At 64.9% G+C, this 15,029-nt stretch carries 13 protein-coding genes; 9 read left to right on the top strand and 4 right to left on the bottom strand.

From position 1 onward, the window contains the following. The first annotated feature begins 48 nt into the window (after positions 1-48). From SLT36_RS07465 to SLT36_RS07435, 7 genes are all read left to right on the top strand, one after another. Complete coding sequence (locus SLT36_RS07465; protein ID WP_432286586.1) at positions 49-2,571, top strand: heavy metal translocating P-type ATPase; 2,523 nt, start codon at positions 49-51, stop codon at positions 2,569-2,571. Between the two features lie 107 nt (positions 2,572-2,678). Next, positions 2,679-2,942, top strand: coding sequence for a glutaredoxin family protein (locus SLT36_RS07460; RefSeq protein ID WP_182573799.1), 264 nt, complete (start codon positions 2,679-2,681; stop codon positions 2,940-2,942). 2 nt (positions 2,943-2,944) lie between these two features. Beyond that, on the top strand, positions 2,945-3,958 hold the full coding sequence (locus tag SLT36_RS07455) for a 2Fe-2S iron-sulfur cluster-binding protein (RefSeq protein ID WP_432286584.1): 1,014 nt from the start codon (positions 2,945-2,947) through the stop codon (positions 3,956-3,958). A gap of 41 nt (positions 3,959-3,999) precedes the next feature. Continuing rightward, complete coding sequence (locus tag SLT36_RS07450; protein WP_432286583.1) at positions 4,000-4,434, top strand: hypothetical protein; 435 nt, start codon at positions 4,000-4,002, stop codon at positions 4,432-4,434. A 71-nt stretch (positions 4,435-4,505) separates the two neighbouring features. Beyond that, a complete protein-coding gene (locus SLT36_RS07445; protein WP_432286581.1) occupies positions 4,506-6,065 on the top strand; it encodes a multicopper oxidase family protein in 1,560 nt (519 codons plus the stop codon). A gap of 118 nt (positions 6,066-6,183) precedes the next feature. Next, positions 6,184-6,579 carry a Cu(I)-responsive transcriptional regulator gene (gene cueR, locus SLT36_RS07440; protein WP_067957402.1) on the top strand — a complete coding sequence of 132 codons (396 nt, stop codon included), beginning with the start codon at positions 6,184-6,186 and terminating at the stop codon, positions 6,577-6,579. 10 nt (positions 6,580-6,589) lie between these two features. After that, positions 6,590-7,027: a YqaA family protein gene (locus SLT36_RS07435; RefSeq protein ID WP_432286579.1), complete on the top strand. Its 438-nt coding sequence runs from the start codon at positions 6,590-6,592 to the stop codon at positions 7,025-7,027. Between the two features lie 94 nt (positions 7,028-7,121). Here SLT36_RS07435 and SLT36_RS07430 read toward each other — a convergent pair whose 3' ends face one another. From SLT36_RS07430 to SLT36_RS07420, 3 genes are read right to left on the bottom strand one after another with little or no spacing between them, the layout of a single operon-like run. Continuing rightward, on the bottom strand, positions 7,122-8,192 hold the full coding sequence (locus SLT36_RS07430; RefSeq protein ID WP_432286578.1) for an ABC transporter ATP-binding protein: 1,071 nt from the start codon (positions 8,190-8,192) through the stop codon (positions 7,122-7,124). Further along, entirely contained in the window at positions 8,192-10,447 is a 2,256-nt protein-coding gene (locus tag SLT36_RS07425; protein ID WP_432286576.1) for an ABC transporter permease, read from the bottom strand. The genes SLT36_RS07430 and SLT36_RS07425 overlap by 1 nt, the downstream gene beginning before the upstream one ends. A gap of 3 nt (positions 10,448-10,450) precedes the next feature. Continuing rightward, on the bottom strand, positions 10,451-11,473 hold the full coding sequence (locus SLT36_RS07420) for an ABC transporter substrate-binding protein (RefSeq protein WP_432286575.1): 1,023 nt from the start codon (positions 11,471-11,473) through the stop codon (positions 10,451-10,453). A gap of 194 nt (positions 11,474-11,667) precedes the next feature. Between SLT36_RS07420 and SLT36_RS07415 the strand changes: the two genes are divergently transcribed. Further along, positions 11,668-12,147: an NUDIX hydrolase gene (locus tag SLT36_RS07415; protein WP_432286573.1), complete on the top strand. Its 480-nt coding sequence runs from the start codon at positions 11,668-11,670 to the stop codon at positions 12,145-12,147. Between the two features lie 152 nt (positions 12,148-12,299). Beyond that, positions 12,300-13,319, top strand: coding sequence for a LacI family DNA-binding transcriptional regulator (locus SLT36_RS07410; protein WP_182573793.1), 1,020 nt, complete (start codon positions 12,300-12,302; stop codon positions 13,317-13,319). On the opposite strand, the gene SLT36_RS07405 is transcribed toward SLT36_RS07410, so the two are convergent. Then, complete coding sequence (locus SLT36_RS07405; protein WP_432286571.1) at positions 13,277-15,004, bottom strand: metallophosphoesterase family protein; 1,728 nt, start codon at positions 15,002-15,004, stop codon at positions 13,277-13,279. The two genes, SLT36_RS07410 and SLT36_RS07405, sit on opposite strands and share 43 nt — an antisense overlap. Between the last annotated feature and the right edge of the window lie 25 nt (positions 15,005-15,029).

Genomic DNA, 15,029 nt, shown 5'->3' with positions numbered 1-15,029 from the left:
AACCCTTAGACCTCTGGGCCGAAAGTGATTAACTAGAGGTCCGCACCGATGAACGCTCCCTTGAACCTGGCAACGACAAGACAAAGCATCCCGATCGCGGGCATGACCTGCGCGTCCTGCGTGCGCCGCGTCGAGAAGGCGATTGCGGCTGTCCCCGGCGTCGTCACGGCATCGGTCAACCTCGCCACCGAAAGCGCCGATGTGAGCTTCGACGCCGACGTAAATTCCGACGGCGTCATCGCCGCGATCCGCAATGCTGGCTACGATGTGCCGGCCGAGACGATCGAAGTCGAGATCGAGGGCATGACCTGTGCCTCCTGCGTGCGTCGGGTCGAAAAGGCCATCGCCGCAGTGCCCGGCGTGACGACGGCTTCAGTCAATCTTGCCACCGAACGCGCTACCATCGAGACGCTGGGCGGCACCGCCCGCTCGGCCATCGACGCCGCCATCCGCAAGGCCGGCTACGAGCCGCGCCGGACCGACGCGTCGGTCGCGGCCGCCAGCAGCGACAGCCGCGAAGAGGCGCGCAATCGCGAGTTCTCCCACCTCAAGCGCGACTTCGCCGTCGCCGCCACCCTCACTCTGCCGATCTTCGTGCTGGAGATGGGCCGGCATGCCATCCCGGCGCTGCACCATTGGTTGATGATGAACGTCCCCCAGCAGCAGCTCTACATCGCCTTCTTCGTGCTGGCGACCATCGTCCAGTTCGGTCCCGGCCTGCGCTTCTACAGGAAGGGTGTGCCGGCACTGCTGCGCTTGGCACCCGACATGAATTCGCTGGTCGTGCTCGGCTCCACCGCCGCCTGGGCCTATTCGGTCGTCGCCACCTTTGCATCGGGCCTGCTGCCGGCGGGCACCGCCAACGTCTATTACGAAGCGTCGGCCGTCATCGTCACGCTGATCCTGCTCGGTCGCGTGCTCGAGGCCAAGGCCAAGGGCCGCACCTCCGAGGCGATCAAGCGGCTTGTGGGCCTCCAGGCGAAGTCGGCGCGTATTGAGCGCAACGGCAGCTTCGTCGACGTCCCGCTCGATGAGGTTGTCTTCGGCGACGTCGTCCAGGTGCGTCCCGGCGACAAGGTTCCGGTCGACGGCATCGTGCTTTCAGGCTCGTCCTTCGTCGACGAATCGATGATTTCGGGCGAGCCCATTCCCGTCAGCAAGGGCGAGGGTGCGGAGGTCGTCGGCGGCACGATCAACAAGACCGGCAGCTTCACCTACCGCGCCACCAAGGTCGGTGCCGACACGCTGCTGGCTCAGATCATCCGCATGGTCGAAACGGCCCAGGGCTCGAAGCTGCCGATCCAGGCAATGGTCGACAAGGTCACCGCCTGGTTCGTGCCTGCCGTGATGGTGGCAGCGGCGGCGACCTTCATTGTCTGGCTGATCTTCGGCCCCCAGCCGGCCGCCACCTTCGCGCTGGTCAACGCCGTTGCCGTCCTGATCATCGCCTGCCCCTGTGCCATGGGTCTCGCCACGCCGACCTCGATCATGGTCGGCACCGGCCGCGCCGCCGAACTCGGCGTCCTGTTCCGCAACGGCGAGGCGCTGCAGTCGCTGAAATCGACCGAGGTCGTAGCGCTCGACAAGACCGGTACACTGACCGCCGGCAAGCCTGTCATGACCGATCTGGACGTCGCCCAAGGTTTCAACCGCACCAAGGTGCTGGCGCTGGTGGCAGCCGTCGAGTCCCAGTCGGAGCATCCGGTTGCGGCAGCCATCGTCGCAGCGGCCAAGGATGAAGGCCTTGTTCTGGCCGAGGTCGGTTCCTTCGAGGCGGTGCCCGGCTTCGGCGTCAGCGCCAGCGTCGGCACCCACAACGTCGCCGTCGGCGCCGACCGCTACATGGCCAAGCTCGGCATCTCGGTGCAGGGCTTCGCCGAGACGGCGATCCGCATGGGGCTCAAGGCCAAAACCCCGCTCTATGCGGCGGTCGACGGCAAGCTGGCTGCGGTGATTGCGGTCTCCGACCCGATCAAACCGACGACGCCGCAGGCGATCCGCGCCCTGCACGACTTGGGCTTGAAGGTGGCGATGATCACCGGCGACAACCGCCGCACGGCCGAAGCCATCGCCGCCCAGCTCGGTATCGACGAGGTCGTCGCCGAGGTGCTGCCCGACGGCAAGGTTGAGGCCATCAAGCGCCTGCGTGCCGGTGGCCGGGCAGTGACCTTTGTCGGCGACGGCATAAACGATGCGCCGGCGCTCGCCGAGGCCGATGTCGGTATCGCCATCGGCACCGGCACCGACGTTGCCATCGAAAGCGCCGACGTGGTGCTGATGTCGGGCGACTTGCTCGGCGTGACCAACGCCATCGCCCTGTCGAAGGCAACGATTGCCAACATCAGGCAGAACCTGTTCTGGGCCTTCGCCTACAACGCCGCTCTCATCCCGGTCGCGGCTGGCGTGCTCTACCCGGTCAGCGGCACGCTGCTGTCGCCGATGCTGGCGGCGGGCGCGATGGCAATGTCGAGCGTCTTCGTGCTGGGCAACGCGATGCGGCTGAAGCGCTTCAAGGCTCCGGCCCGTGCTATCGCCGCATCGGGAGCCCCGTCGCTGGTCCCGGCCGAATAAGTCAGTCCAGCGGCCTGCTTGGCGGCGCGTGCGACCGGAACCTTCCGGACGGCACGCTCGCAATGACGCAGGCCGCTCCTCCCCAATCTTCATCACGCGAGGCCAACATGCCGAACGCTCCCTGGATCGAGATCTACACCACGCCGACCTGCCCCGATTGCCTGGCACTGAAGCGCTGGTTGAATGCTGAGCAACTGCCCTTCGTCGAGCGCGACCTGCGCGATCCTGCTATCGCCGACGAAGCCAAACGCCGCACCGGCGTGCGCGTCGCCCCCATCACCATCATCGACGGCAAGCATGTCTTCTATGGCACCTTCGCCGTCCAGCGCGCCGAGATCGAGGCGCTGCTCGACCTGACACGGGCGGCCTGACAATGACCTTCCTGACCCTTCCCCAACAGGGCCGCCGCATTGCCGTCGGCGATAGCAAGACGATCCTGCAGGCAGCGCTCGATGCCGGCATCGCCTACCCCCACAGCTGCCGTTCCGGCCGCTGCGGCGCCTGCAAGTCGCGCCTGGTCTCAGGCCATGTCGAGCTCGGCAAACACTCGCCCTTCGCGCTCTCCGAACAGGACCGCGCCGACGGCTTCGTCCTTGCCTGCCGTGCAGTGCCGAGCGACGACGTCGTCGTCGAATGGCTGGCCGAAGCCTTCGCTGCTCAGCCAGCAGAGGCACAGCAGGCCGAGGTGGTCGCCATCGAGCGGCTGACGCACGATATCCTTTCGATCCGCCTCGCGCTCGCCGATCGTACAAGCTTCCGCTTCGCCGCCGGCCAATATCTGTCGCTGGCGGTGCCGGGTGCACCGGCCCGCAACTATTCGATGGCCAGCCGGCCGAACGAGGAGCTTGTCGAGCTGCATGTCAGGGCCGTGCCGGGCGGCTTGACCAGCGGCCGGATCCGGGCATCGCTCGTTGCGGGCGACACCGTCCAGATAGATGGCCCGGCCGGTTCCGCCTATCTCCGCGAGGCGCATTCAGGCCCGATCGTCGCCCTTGCCGGCGGCAGCGGCCTTGCGCCGATCAAGTCGATCGTCGAGACGGCGCTGCATCAGGGCATGGCCCAGCCGATCCATGTCTATTTCGGCGTCCGCGCCGAGCGTGACCTCTATCTGGTCGAGCATTTCCGTGCGCTGGAAAGACAGTTTCGCAACCTGAGCTTCATGCCGGTGCTGTCCCAGACCGCATCCGATGGCTGGCGTAGCGGCTTCATCGCCGATGCGCTGGCACAGGACCACAGCGACCTCACCGGCGCCAAGGCCTATGTCGCCGGACCGCCTGCGATGGTCGATTCCTGTTTCGCGGCACTTGGCGCGCTTGGGGTGCATGCCTTCGACATTCACGCCGACGTCTTCTTCACCCCCGAGGGCAGCGACAACAACGGCGCTTGACCTTGCGGGGGTGCAATCCCCATTAATAGGATATGCAATCCATGCGGCACGTCGCAGACACGACCCGTCCTTTCCTCGCCAACCGGCGCGGGCAGATTGGCGCGCGCATTGCCGTCATGGACGACGGCAGGGCCAAGGCGTTAAAGATCCTGCGGCTGATGTTGCCGCTGGCGCTGCTGTTCTTCCTCGCGCTCGGCCAGGCAGCTTCCGCGCATCAGGGCGGCAGCCAGCATCAGCCGCATGCTGTCCAGACCGTATCGCATCATGCCAAGGCTGACATTGCCTGCTGTGGCGACCTCACGCAGGACGAGAAGGCTTGCCTGGCGCAGTGCCTCCTCTCGTGCAGCTATTGCGCGCCGTTGCCTCTGCCCACGGCCTTCCCCGACCTGACAGCCATTTCGCCGGCTCCGGCCAGGACCGAACCGCTCCACGGATCGATCGCCTCGCCGCATCTCCGGCCACCGTCCCTCTCCTGAACTGACGCGTTTGGACGCGCACGCCCCGGCACATTCCCGTGCCGGGAGACATCAGTTTTGGAGACAATGAAATGAACACCCTTTCGCGCCGCGGCTTCCTCGCGGCATCAGCGGCAACGCTTTCTGCTGCCGCAGTCCCGTCCCTGCTCATGCCGGTCCGCCCGGCCCGTGCCGACGGCCACAAGGTCATCACCGCCGGCAAGCGCGTCATCGAGGTCAAGGGCAAGGCCGCCAATGTCTTCGGCCTTCATCAAGCCGACGGCTCTTCCGGCATCGTCATGAATGCCGGTGAGAACTTCCGCGTCCGGTTGAAGAACCTCATCGGCGAGCCGACCGTCATCCATTGGCACGGCCTCACCCCACCATGGCAGCAGGACGGCGTCGCCGGCATCTCGCAGGAGCCGATCCCCGACGGCGGCAGCCACGACTACGACTTCCCCCTCGCCCGCCCTGGCACCTTCTGGATGCATTCACATTTCGGCCTTCAGGAGCAGTTGATGCTCGCAGCTCCGCTGATCGTTCGCGACCCTGACGAAGCAGGCCAGGACGTGCAGGAGGTGGTGGTTCTGTTCCACGACTTCACCTTCCGCGACCCGCAGGAGATCCTCGCCGAACTCAAGGCGGGCGGCCACGACATGAGCGCCATGGCGCCCGCTTCCGCACCCGCGCCGGCAGCCGGCGGCCACGAGGGCCACAACATGCCCGGCACGGCAATGCCCAGCGGCCAGACAAGCCACGACACGATGGACCATGGCGCGATGGGCGCAATGCAGATGAGTGGCCAGGCAGCCGGCCAGATGGGCGGCCAGATGGGCGGCATGTCCCACCTGCAGGACGTGCAGTACGACGCGCTTCTGGCCAACGATCGCACCCTCGACAACCCGGAAACATTTTCCGTCGAGCCAGGCGGCCGTGTCAGGTTGCGCCTCATCAACGGCGCCGCCTCGACCAACATGTGGCTCGACCTCGGCAAGCTCCAGGGCAAACTCATTGCGGTCGACGGCATGCCGGTCGAACCGGTTGAAGGCACGCGCTTCGAGTTCGCCGTCGCCCAGCGACTCGACATCCTGCTCGAACTGCCGAAGCAAGCCTCTGCCTGGCCGGTCTTCGCCGTGCAGGAAGGTGGCCGCATGCGCACCGGTGTCGTGCTCGCCGCCAAGGGCGCGTCGGTCGGCAAGCTTGCCGACATGGCCGACGAGGATTTCCCCGCCGTAGGCGTCGACCTTGAGCAAAGGCTTCGTGCCACCAAGCCGCTGTCCGAGAAGGCAGCAACTCGCAAGCACACGATGATGCTCGGCGAAGGCCCCAAATATGTCTGGACGCTAGATGGCGCCATGCACGGCCAGGACAAGCCGCTGGCGGTGGCGAGCGGCGACCGTTTCGAGCTGACCTTCATGAACCACACCACGATGTCGCACCCGATGCATCTGCACGGCCACCATTTCCAGGTGGTCGCCGTCAACGGCAAGCGTTTTGCCGGCGCGATGCGTGACACGGTGCTGGTGCCGGCCAACATGGGCATGGTGACGATCGCCTTTGACGCCGACAATGCCGGCAAATGGGCGCTGCATTGCCACCATCTCTACCACATGGTTGGCGGCATGATGACGTCGATGGCCTACGCCGACTAAGCCGACCCCGCATGCCGGCGCGATTGGCACCGGCATGCGCCACAATTTTCTACTCAGCATCTTGAGCTTCCAGTTGCTGGAAGCCCTATATGACACCCAAGTTGATCGGGGAGTGACCATGAACATTGGTACCGCTTCGGAAAAGTCGGGCCTGCCGGCCAAGACCATCCGCTATTACGAAGACATCGGGCTTTTGCGCCCTGACCGCGCCGACAACGGCTATCGCGATTATTCGATGTCGGACGTGCACCGCCTGCGTTTCCTGCAACGCTCACGCAGCCTGGGTTTCTCCGTCGAGGAATGCCGCCAGCTGCTGTCGCTCTATGGTGACAAGGAACGCGAGAGCGCCGACGTCAAGGCCATCGCCGAGACCAAACTGGTCGAGATCGACCGCAAGCTCGCCGAGCTGACCGAGCTGCGCAACACGCTGCGCCACCTCGTGCACAACTGCCACGGCGACAACCGCCCCGACTGCCCGATCATCGACGGCCTGTCCGGCCGCGTCACCCAGTAGCCGGCTTTCGATGACCAGCCTCGCCGCCTATGGCGGCCTCTTCGCCGCGGCCTTCGCCGCCGCGACGCTTTTGCCCGCACAGTCCGAAGCCCTGCTCGCCGGGCTGGTCGTCAATGGCGGCTACTCGCTCGCCCTGCTGATCGCCGTCGCCACCCTCGGCAACGTGCTTGGTTCGCTCGTCAACTGGTTGCTCGGCCGCCAGGTCGAGCGTTTCAAGGACCGCCGCTGGTTTCCCGCCAGTCCGGCCGCTCTCGCCCGCGCCGAGGCCTGGTACCACTGCTACGGCCGCTGGTCGCTGTTGCTCTCCTGGGTGCCGATCATCGGCGACCCGCTGACCTTGATCGCCGGCACGCTCAAAGAGCCGTTGTGGAGTTTTCTGGGGTTGGTCGGGGCCGCCAAGCTGCTGCGCTACCTCGCAGTGGCAGCGGCAGCGCAGAGTTTCATCTGAGACAACCCGTCTGGACTGGTCTCCTGAGGCAAGCGTCCTGGTCACACACATTGGCTACCGCCCAGAACGAAGCGCCTCGGTGCAACAGGTAACCTCAGGCCCTGATCAACACCGGTCCCCGTGCGGCGAACCCCACGCCAACGTCCTGCCCCGGCACGAACGGCGCATCGACGTCGGGCGACACGGCAAAGACCTCGCCGAACTCGGTGCCGATCATGAACTCGAGGTCGGAGCCGACATAGGTCACCTTATCGAGCCTCCCGGGAATGGTGCTCGGCGCGCCCACCGCCCGGATCTGGATGCGGCTAGGCCGCACCGCCAGCTTCGCCGGCCCCGGCCGCATGCCGCGCGCGTCGAGCTGCGTTTCGAAACCGCCTAGCCGCACAGTGGCAAGCTCACCTTCTACCGAGGCGATTTCGCAATCGAAGATATTGGCCTCGCCGATGAAGTCGGCGACGAAGGCATCCGCCGGCGCGTCATAGAGTTCGCGCGGCGTGCCGTCCTGGGCGATGACGGCATTGTTCATGACGATGATGCGGTCGGAGACGGCCAAGGCCTCCTCCTGGTCATGCGTGACGTAGACCACCGTCAGGCCGAGCTTGGTCTGGATGTCGCGGATTTCCTCGCGTACCCGGCGCCTGAGCTTGGCATCAAGATTGGACAGTGGCTCGTCGAACAGCAGCACCTGCGGCTCCAGCACAAGCGCCCGCGCCACGGCGACGCGCTGCTGCTGGCCGCCGGACAGTTCGCTCGGCAGACGGTTGCCATACCCCCCGAGACCGACGAGTTCGAGCCCGGCGCGGGCGCGATCGCCGATTTCCCGCTTGGCGAAGCCGGAGAATTTCAGCCCGTATTCGACGTTCTCGTTGACCGTCATATGTGGGAACAGTGCATAGGACTGGAACACCATCGACACGTCGCGGTCGGTTGCCGGCAGATGCGTAACGTCGGTCCCGCCGATAAGGATTTGTCCGCGCGTCGCCATTTCCAGGCCGGCGATCATGCGCAAAGTCGTCGTCTTGCCGCAGCCGGACGGGCCGAGCAGCGTCACCAGCCTGCCCGCCTCGACAAACAGCGACACGTTGTTGACCGCCGGGACCGGGCTCTTGCCATAGACCTTGGTGACCGCGCGAAACTCCACCGAAGCGGCGTTGCTCTTGATCATCAGCTCCCTCCCGAAAATGCCGGTTGGCTCACATTGGTGCGCGACTGCGAGAGTTCATGGCCACGGCGACCGATGTTGCGGCGACCGACAAGCAGCTGCATCAGCCCGACCACCGCCAGCATGACGCCGATCAGCACCGCCGAATAGGCGATCGCGATGCCGTACTCGTTGTTTTCGACACGGCCGACGATGTAGCTCGTCGACATGTCGTAGCGGGCGCTGACCAAAAAGATGATGGCGCTGATCGCCGTCATGGCACGCACGAAGGAATAGACGAGTGCTGCAACGATTGCCGGCCGGAGCAGCGGCAGCACCACCTTGCGGAACGTCTGCCACGAATTGGCGCCCAGCGTCAGCGACGACTCGTCCAGGCTCTTGTCGATCTGCGACATCGACGCCACCCCTGCCCGCACGCCGACCGGCATGTTGCGGAAGATGAAGGACAGAATGAGGATGATGCCGGTGCCGGTCAGCTCGATCGGCGGCACGTTGAAGGCGATGACATAGCTCACGCCGATGACAGTGCCCGGAATGGCAAAAGACAGCATGGTGCCGAACTCGAAAGCGTTCTTGCCGGCAAAATTCTGCCGCACCAGAAGATAGGCGGTGAGCAGGCCGATGGCCGCCGTCAGCGGCGACGAGATCAAGGCGATCTGCAAAGTCGTCCAGAACGAGCTCCAGGCCGAACCCTTCCAGTGGATGCCGAACTCGTTCCAGCCCACCGCGAATGCCTTCACATAATGAGCCAGGGTCAGGCTGTGGTCGACGCCCCAGAGCTTGACGAAGCTGCCGTAGAAGATCGTCGCATAAACGAAGATGGTGAAGGCGACCCAGAAGCCGGCAGTGGCGTAGACGGCGCGCTTGAGGCCCGCGGGCAGCTGCGGATGAACGCCGGCATCGCCCTTTCCGGACATCGTCGTATACGACTTCTTGCCGAGCCAGAAACGCTGGGCGTAAAAGGCAAGCAGCGTGAAGACGAGCAGCACGATGGCGAGCACCGCTGCCTGCGCCTCGTCATTCTGCGCGCCGACGATGGCGAAGAAGATTTCCGTCGACAGCACGTCGAAATTGCCGCCCAGCACAAGCGGGTTGCCGAAGTCGGCCATGCTCTCGATGAAGCCGAGCAAGAAGGCATTGGCGAGGCCCGGTCGCATCAGCGGCAGCGACACTGTCCAGAAAGTTTGCCAGCGATTGGCGCGCAGCGTCTGTGCCGCCTCCTCCATTGACGGGCTGACACCCTCGACGACGCCGATCAGCACCAGGAAGGCGATCGGTGTGAAGGCGAGCAGCTGCGCGATCAACAGTCCCGGCAGGCCATAGATCCAGCGCGTCGGCTGGATGCCGAACAGCTCCGAAAAGGTCTGCGTGACAGCACCGGATAGGCCGAAGAGCAGGATGATGGCGAGGCCGATGACGAAGGGCGGCGTGATGATCGGCAGCACCGTCAGTGCGCGCAGCAGCTTGCCATGGCGGAAGCCGGTGCGTGTCACCATCAGCGCGAAGACGAGGCCGAGCACCGTCGTCAGCACCCCGACGAGCACCGCGAGGAACAGCGAGTTCCAGGCGACGCCGCAGCGGCTGCCGCCGGCCAGGCAGCCGAGGCTCCAAAGCCGCGGACTGAACAGCTTGCCGAGGAAGGTGGTGACCGAATAGCCGCCGTCCTCGGTGACCAGCGCATTGGCCAGCATCTGCAGAATCGGCATGAAGATGAAAAGGCCGACCGCCGCCACCACGAAAGCGATTGTCGAGACGACGAAGACGTCGCCGCCGACGGCCCCGCGCGCGGCAAGACCGACGGAAAACAGGAACAGGAAGGCAAGCCCGACCAGAAGCGCGCCATAACCCATGCCGAACTGGCGATCGCCAAGCTCGCCGAACAGTCCTTCGAGCCAGCCGAACTGCCAGCCCCGCAAGCCGATGGCGAACCCCTGGAACAGCAGCCAGGCAAAACCCGCGGCACCGACCGCAACCAGCAGCTTGCCGAAGATCGGATCGGATTTCGTCCGCCCCCACAAGAACAGCGGCGCGGCCAGGAGCAGACCGAGCGGCGCAAGCCACAGCTTCTCGCCCTTGAAGTTGAGGACCAGCGCCGGCGCAAGCTCGCTGTCGAGGGGGTAGCCCTCGAACAGCCAGGACAGGCCGAAGAACCCGTCTTCGACGCCATACCAGGGCAGCACGGCAAAGCCGAGCCATCCGACAGCCACCCACAGGATGACGGTCGGATGCAGGCCGCCGCTCGGATCGCGGGAGCGCATGTCTTACTGCGGCAGCGAGGAAACCTCCGTGTCCCATTTGCCAAGCAGCCGCTTGCGCTCCTCGCTCGAGCCGTACTTCTTGAAGTCGTAGTCGATCAGCTTGATGGTCGAGAGATCAGGCGTCAGTTCCGACACGGCCGCCGACTTGTTCGACGGCAACTGGAACGACTTCACGTCCTTGGCCTTGCCCTGCATGTCGGCGGACAGCGCCCAGTCGTAGAACTTCTTTGCCGCCTCCGCATTGCGCGCGCCCTTGATCAGCGACATCGAGCCGATCTCGTAGCCTGTGCCCTCGCAGGGCGCGACCGTCACGATCGGGAACCCGGCCGCCGTCTGCGCCACCGCATCATGCATGAACACGATACCGACGGTGGTCTCGCCGAGGCCGGCGGCCTTGATCGGCGCCGAGCCCGACTTGGTGTACTGGTTGACGTTCTTGTGCAGGGCTTTCATGAACTCGAAGCCCTTTTCCTCGCCCATCAGCTGGACCATCGTCGCCAGCGTCGTGTAGGCGGTGCCCGACGAGTTCGGGTTGGCGATCTGGATCTGGCCCTTGAATTCGGGCTTGGTCAGATCGGCCCAGCACTTCGGCTCAGGCAAGCCGTTCTTGGCGAGCAGGTCCTTGTTGTAGCCGAAGCCGAGCGCACCGGAGTAGACGCCGATGGTCTTGTTGCCGGAGGCCTCGGCCTGCTTGATCGCCCAGTCGTGCAGCTCGCCGCGCATCGGCGAGATGTATTCCTCGGTCAGGTTTTCCTCGGCTGCCTGCAGATGCGGATCGCCGGTGCCGCCCCACCACACATCGCCCTTGGGGTTGCTCGCCTCGGCGCGCACCTGGGCGTAGGTCTCGCCCGAGCTCTTGCGGGTCATGTCGACTGATATGCCGGTCTTTTCCTCGAAGCCGGTCTTGATCTGCTGGCACCACGCCTCGTCGGCGCTGCAATAGAGCGTCAGGCTCTCGGCACGGGCAGCGCCAGCCGCCAGCATCAGGGCGGCAAACGCCGCCGAACACATAAAGGCAGACTTCATTTTTCGGTTCCCTCCATTTTTTCGCCGTCTAACGATCTTATGTCGCTTTGGCCTGTTGCAGAGTGAGTTGTTTTTACGCATTTTGCAATCGTGTTCATTGCACTATCTTTGCGTCATGATCACGATCTGGCCGATGTGCTAGAAAAGGCAAAAAGACGGTCTTCAAGACTGCGGGAAAGGAACGCCAGGCGAAAATGCCCAAGGACAAGAAGACCATTCGCAAGGCGAACAAGGGCGAGCGCATTGCCCAGGTCGCTGCCATCCCGTTCCGCGTGAACGAGGGCGGCGAGCTTCAGGTCATGCTTGTGACGTCGCGCGGCACCCGCCGCTTCATCGTACCCAAGGGCTGGCCGATGAAGGGCAAGAGCGGCCGCCAGGCTGCCCTCATCGAGGCCCGCGAAGAGGCCGGCGTGCGCGGCAAAGCCTTGAAAAGGCCTGCTGGCAGCTATTGCTACTGGAAGCGGCTGTCGACCAGCTTCGTCCACGTCGTGGTCACGGCCTATCTTATCGAGGTGACCGAGGAACTTGAAGCCTGGCAGGAAGCAGGTGCCCGCCAACGCGCCTGGCTGACGCCAACCGACGCGGCCGTGCTCATCGACGAGCCCGAGCTGTCGACCCTGATCCGCAATCTCACGCTCGCCGATCTCCTCCAGCCCGAGCCCGTCGCCGCCTGACAGCGGGCGGCGGGAATTCGGCACGCCGACATTGCAAGATTCCGGGTTCCAGGATTGCAGACTGCCCGATCCGATTGTATCAGGGGACAGTCCTTGCACATTTGTGCAAGCAGCCAAGTGCGGTCGACGACCGACCCAAACTGGAGCCGCCGATGTCCGAACTGAAGCCGGGCAGGTCATTCGTAAGCGCACAGCAGGTCGCCGAATTGGCCGGCGTTTCACGCTCGGCCGTGTCCCGCACCTTCACCGACGGCGCCAGCGTCTCCGAAACCACGCGCAAGAAGGTGCTCGAGGCCGCCGAAACGCTCGGCTACCACGTCAATCACCTCGCCCGGAGCCTGATCCATGAGGACAGCGGCATCGTCTGCCTCATCGGCGCCGACATCAACACGCCCTACCATTCGCGCCTGATCGACGCGATCACCCGGCGCCTGCAGGCGATCAACCGCGTCGCCATGGTCATCAACACCTCTGGCGACACAGACAGCGTCGAAGCAGCGCTCCGCCAGACGCTGAACTACCGCGCCAACGCGACGGTCGTCCTGTCGGGCACGCCGCCGACATCGTTGATCAACACCTGCCTCAACAGCGGCCAACATGTCATCCTGATCAACCGCGACGATCATCTCGACGGGCCGGAAAACATCAGCGTCGACAATGCGGCGGCCGCCCGCGAGGCCTTCCACATGCTGCACCGTGCCGGCAGCCGGCGCATTGCCGTGGTGTCGTCGCAGGCCGGAACGCCGAGCCTGGTGGCGCGCGAGCGCGCCTTCGAGACGGCCGCTGGTGAAGCGGGGCTGGACGTTACCATCACGCGCGCCGGCCCCACCGGCTACGGCGCAGGTTTCGAGGCCGGACGACTGCTGCTCAGCGGCTCGCACCGGCCGGACGCCGCCTTCTGCGTCACCGACCTTTTGGCCTGCGGTTTCATGGATGCGGCACGCGTCGAGTTCGGCATGAATGTGCCGGAGGAACTGTGCGTCGTCGGTTTCGACGACATCGAGCAGGCGGGCTGGGCGTCATACCAGCTGACCACCTTCCGCCAACCGATCGTGCAGGTGGCCGATCACATCACCATGCTGCTCGACGGCGAGGATCCGCTGCGCCAGCGTGGCGGCAGCGTCAGCTTTCACGCCGACCCGGTCTGGCGCCGGACCGTACGGCCCAAATGATCCCTTGGCATCACCTCGCCCGTGGCGAGGTCGACGGAAAAGTCGCGTGACGGGGCACTGGCCAGCCAGTCGCTCAGCATCCGCATGAACGATGCCAGCCTGTCCTGAAGACTTCCCGCCGGCCAGGCACCGGCGGCGAAACGCGCGGCGAGATGACGATAGACCGCGATGCGCTCGGGCTCGATGAAGTCGAGCGCCAGCTCGCGGCCCTTGCGCAGCCTGTACCAGTCGACGATCATCTCAAAGAACGGCAAGTCCTGCAGCTTCGTCGTTCCCGTTCTGGGCAACGAAGCAACGACCGAGGGTAGATCTTTCGGAGTCAGCGGCGCCACGGTCCTCGCCAGCATCTCCAGATCGCTGAGGCAAAGCTGCGGCACGAGCGCAGCCAGATCCTGCGGCCACTCCTTGGGCAGGTAACGATGCATGACCATCTCGGCGAGATGCCGACTTAGGAAATCGGCATGGCCGGTCGCTTCGGTCACGGCAGCCGACGTTCCCTCCTGCTCCGCCTCTACACGATAGAGGGCAAAAGCAATGTCATATGACGGCACGTCGCTGACGACCACCGTCTCGACCTCGAGCCTATCGCCGGACATCTCCACGACCTTGTAGGCCGGTGGAAATCCGACCATCGACGGCACGGCGATGTTGACCAGCCAGTCGTCGCCGTCGCGGAAGACGGCAGTGTCGTTGATGTGCAGGTGGCCGCTGAAATGCACGTTGATGCCTGTGGCAGCGGCCGCCTTCGACACCTCCGCCCGCGGCGTGCGGCGCAGGAAACTGGTGTCGTTGAGCAGCTTCGCCTCGTCTGCCCAGGTACCGTTGAGCGGGTCGATAACAGGGTAGTGCGAGAAGGCGACCAGCCGTTTGCCCAACGCTTCGGCGCGCGCAGCAACGTCCTTCATCCAGTCGAGGACAAAACCTTTATTGCGCGGCATCGCGTTCCAGCCGGCGTCCGTGCTGTCGTGGTAGCTCTTCTCCAGCGTCGGATCGAGGTCGCCGTTCTTCGGCTCGAAGACATTGGCGTCAATGGACAAGAGCCACAGCCCGTCGACCGGCTCGACGAGGAACGAGGCGTCCACCATCCGTCGCATCGTCTGCCCATCCCCGGACACGATCTCGAAGGTCCGCGCCTCCAGCCTGTCGTCGGTGCCGAACGGGCATTCCCAATGAAGATCGCCGTCGCGCTTGAAGAAGCCGAGATCGCCCAGTGCCGGGATAGCTGCGCCATACCCGCCGCAATACATGTCGTCCGAGACGATGCGCTCGACCGAGCCGCCCTGCTCCGCCAAGGGATCGCTCGTCACCAGCATGTGCGATCCGTCCGGGTTGAGGAAGCGCTTGCTGTGGTGGCGGCCGTGGATCGCATAGAGATCGTGATTGCCGGGCGTCGCCACGAAGCGCAGGCCGAAGCGCCTGGAATAGTCGGCAAGCAGCGCCGTCGCCGCGGCCATCGTCGACTGCTGGCCGTCATCGGTCAGGTCGCCGGCGATGATGACAAGCGAGATGCCGCGCCTGACGATGTCGTCGAGCAGTGCGTGCGTGGCATGGAAGCTTTCGTTGAACACCCGCGTCGAGGCATTGGTGTCGGCCAGCGTCCGCAACGCCACCCTGTCCCCACGCCCCACGCTCTGGCGATTGTCGATGTCGTGGAAATGCGGGTCGGCGATGACGGCAATCTTCATGTCAGTCTCACAGCAAAACGAGCGC

The sequence above is a fragment of the Aminobacter sp. BA135 genome, from assembly GCF_050859125.1.
Lineage (GTDB): Bacteria > Pseudomonadota > Alphaproteobacteria > Rhizobiales > Rhizobiaceae > Aminobacter > Aminobacter ciceronei.
This window is presented reverse-complemented; position numbering and strand designations above follow the sequence as displayed.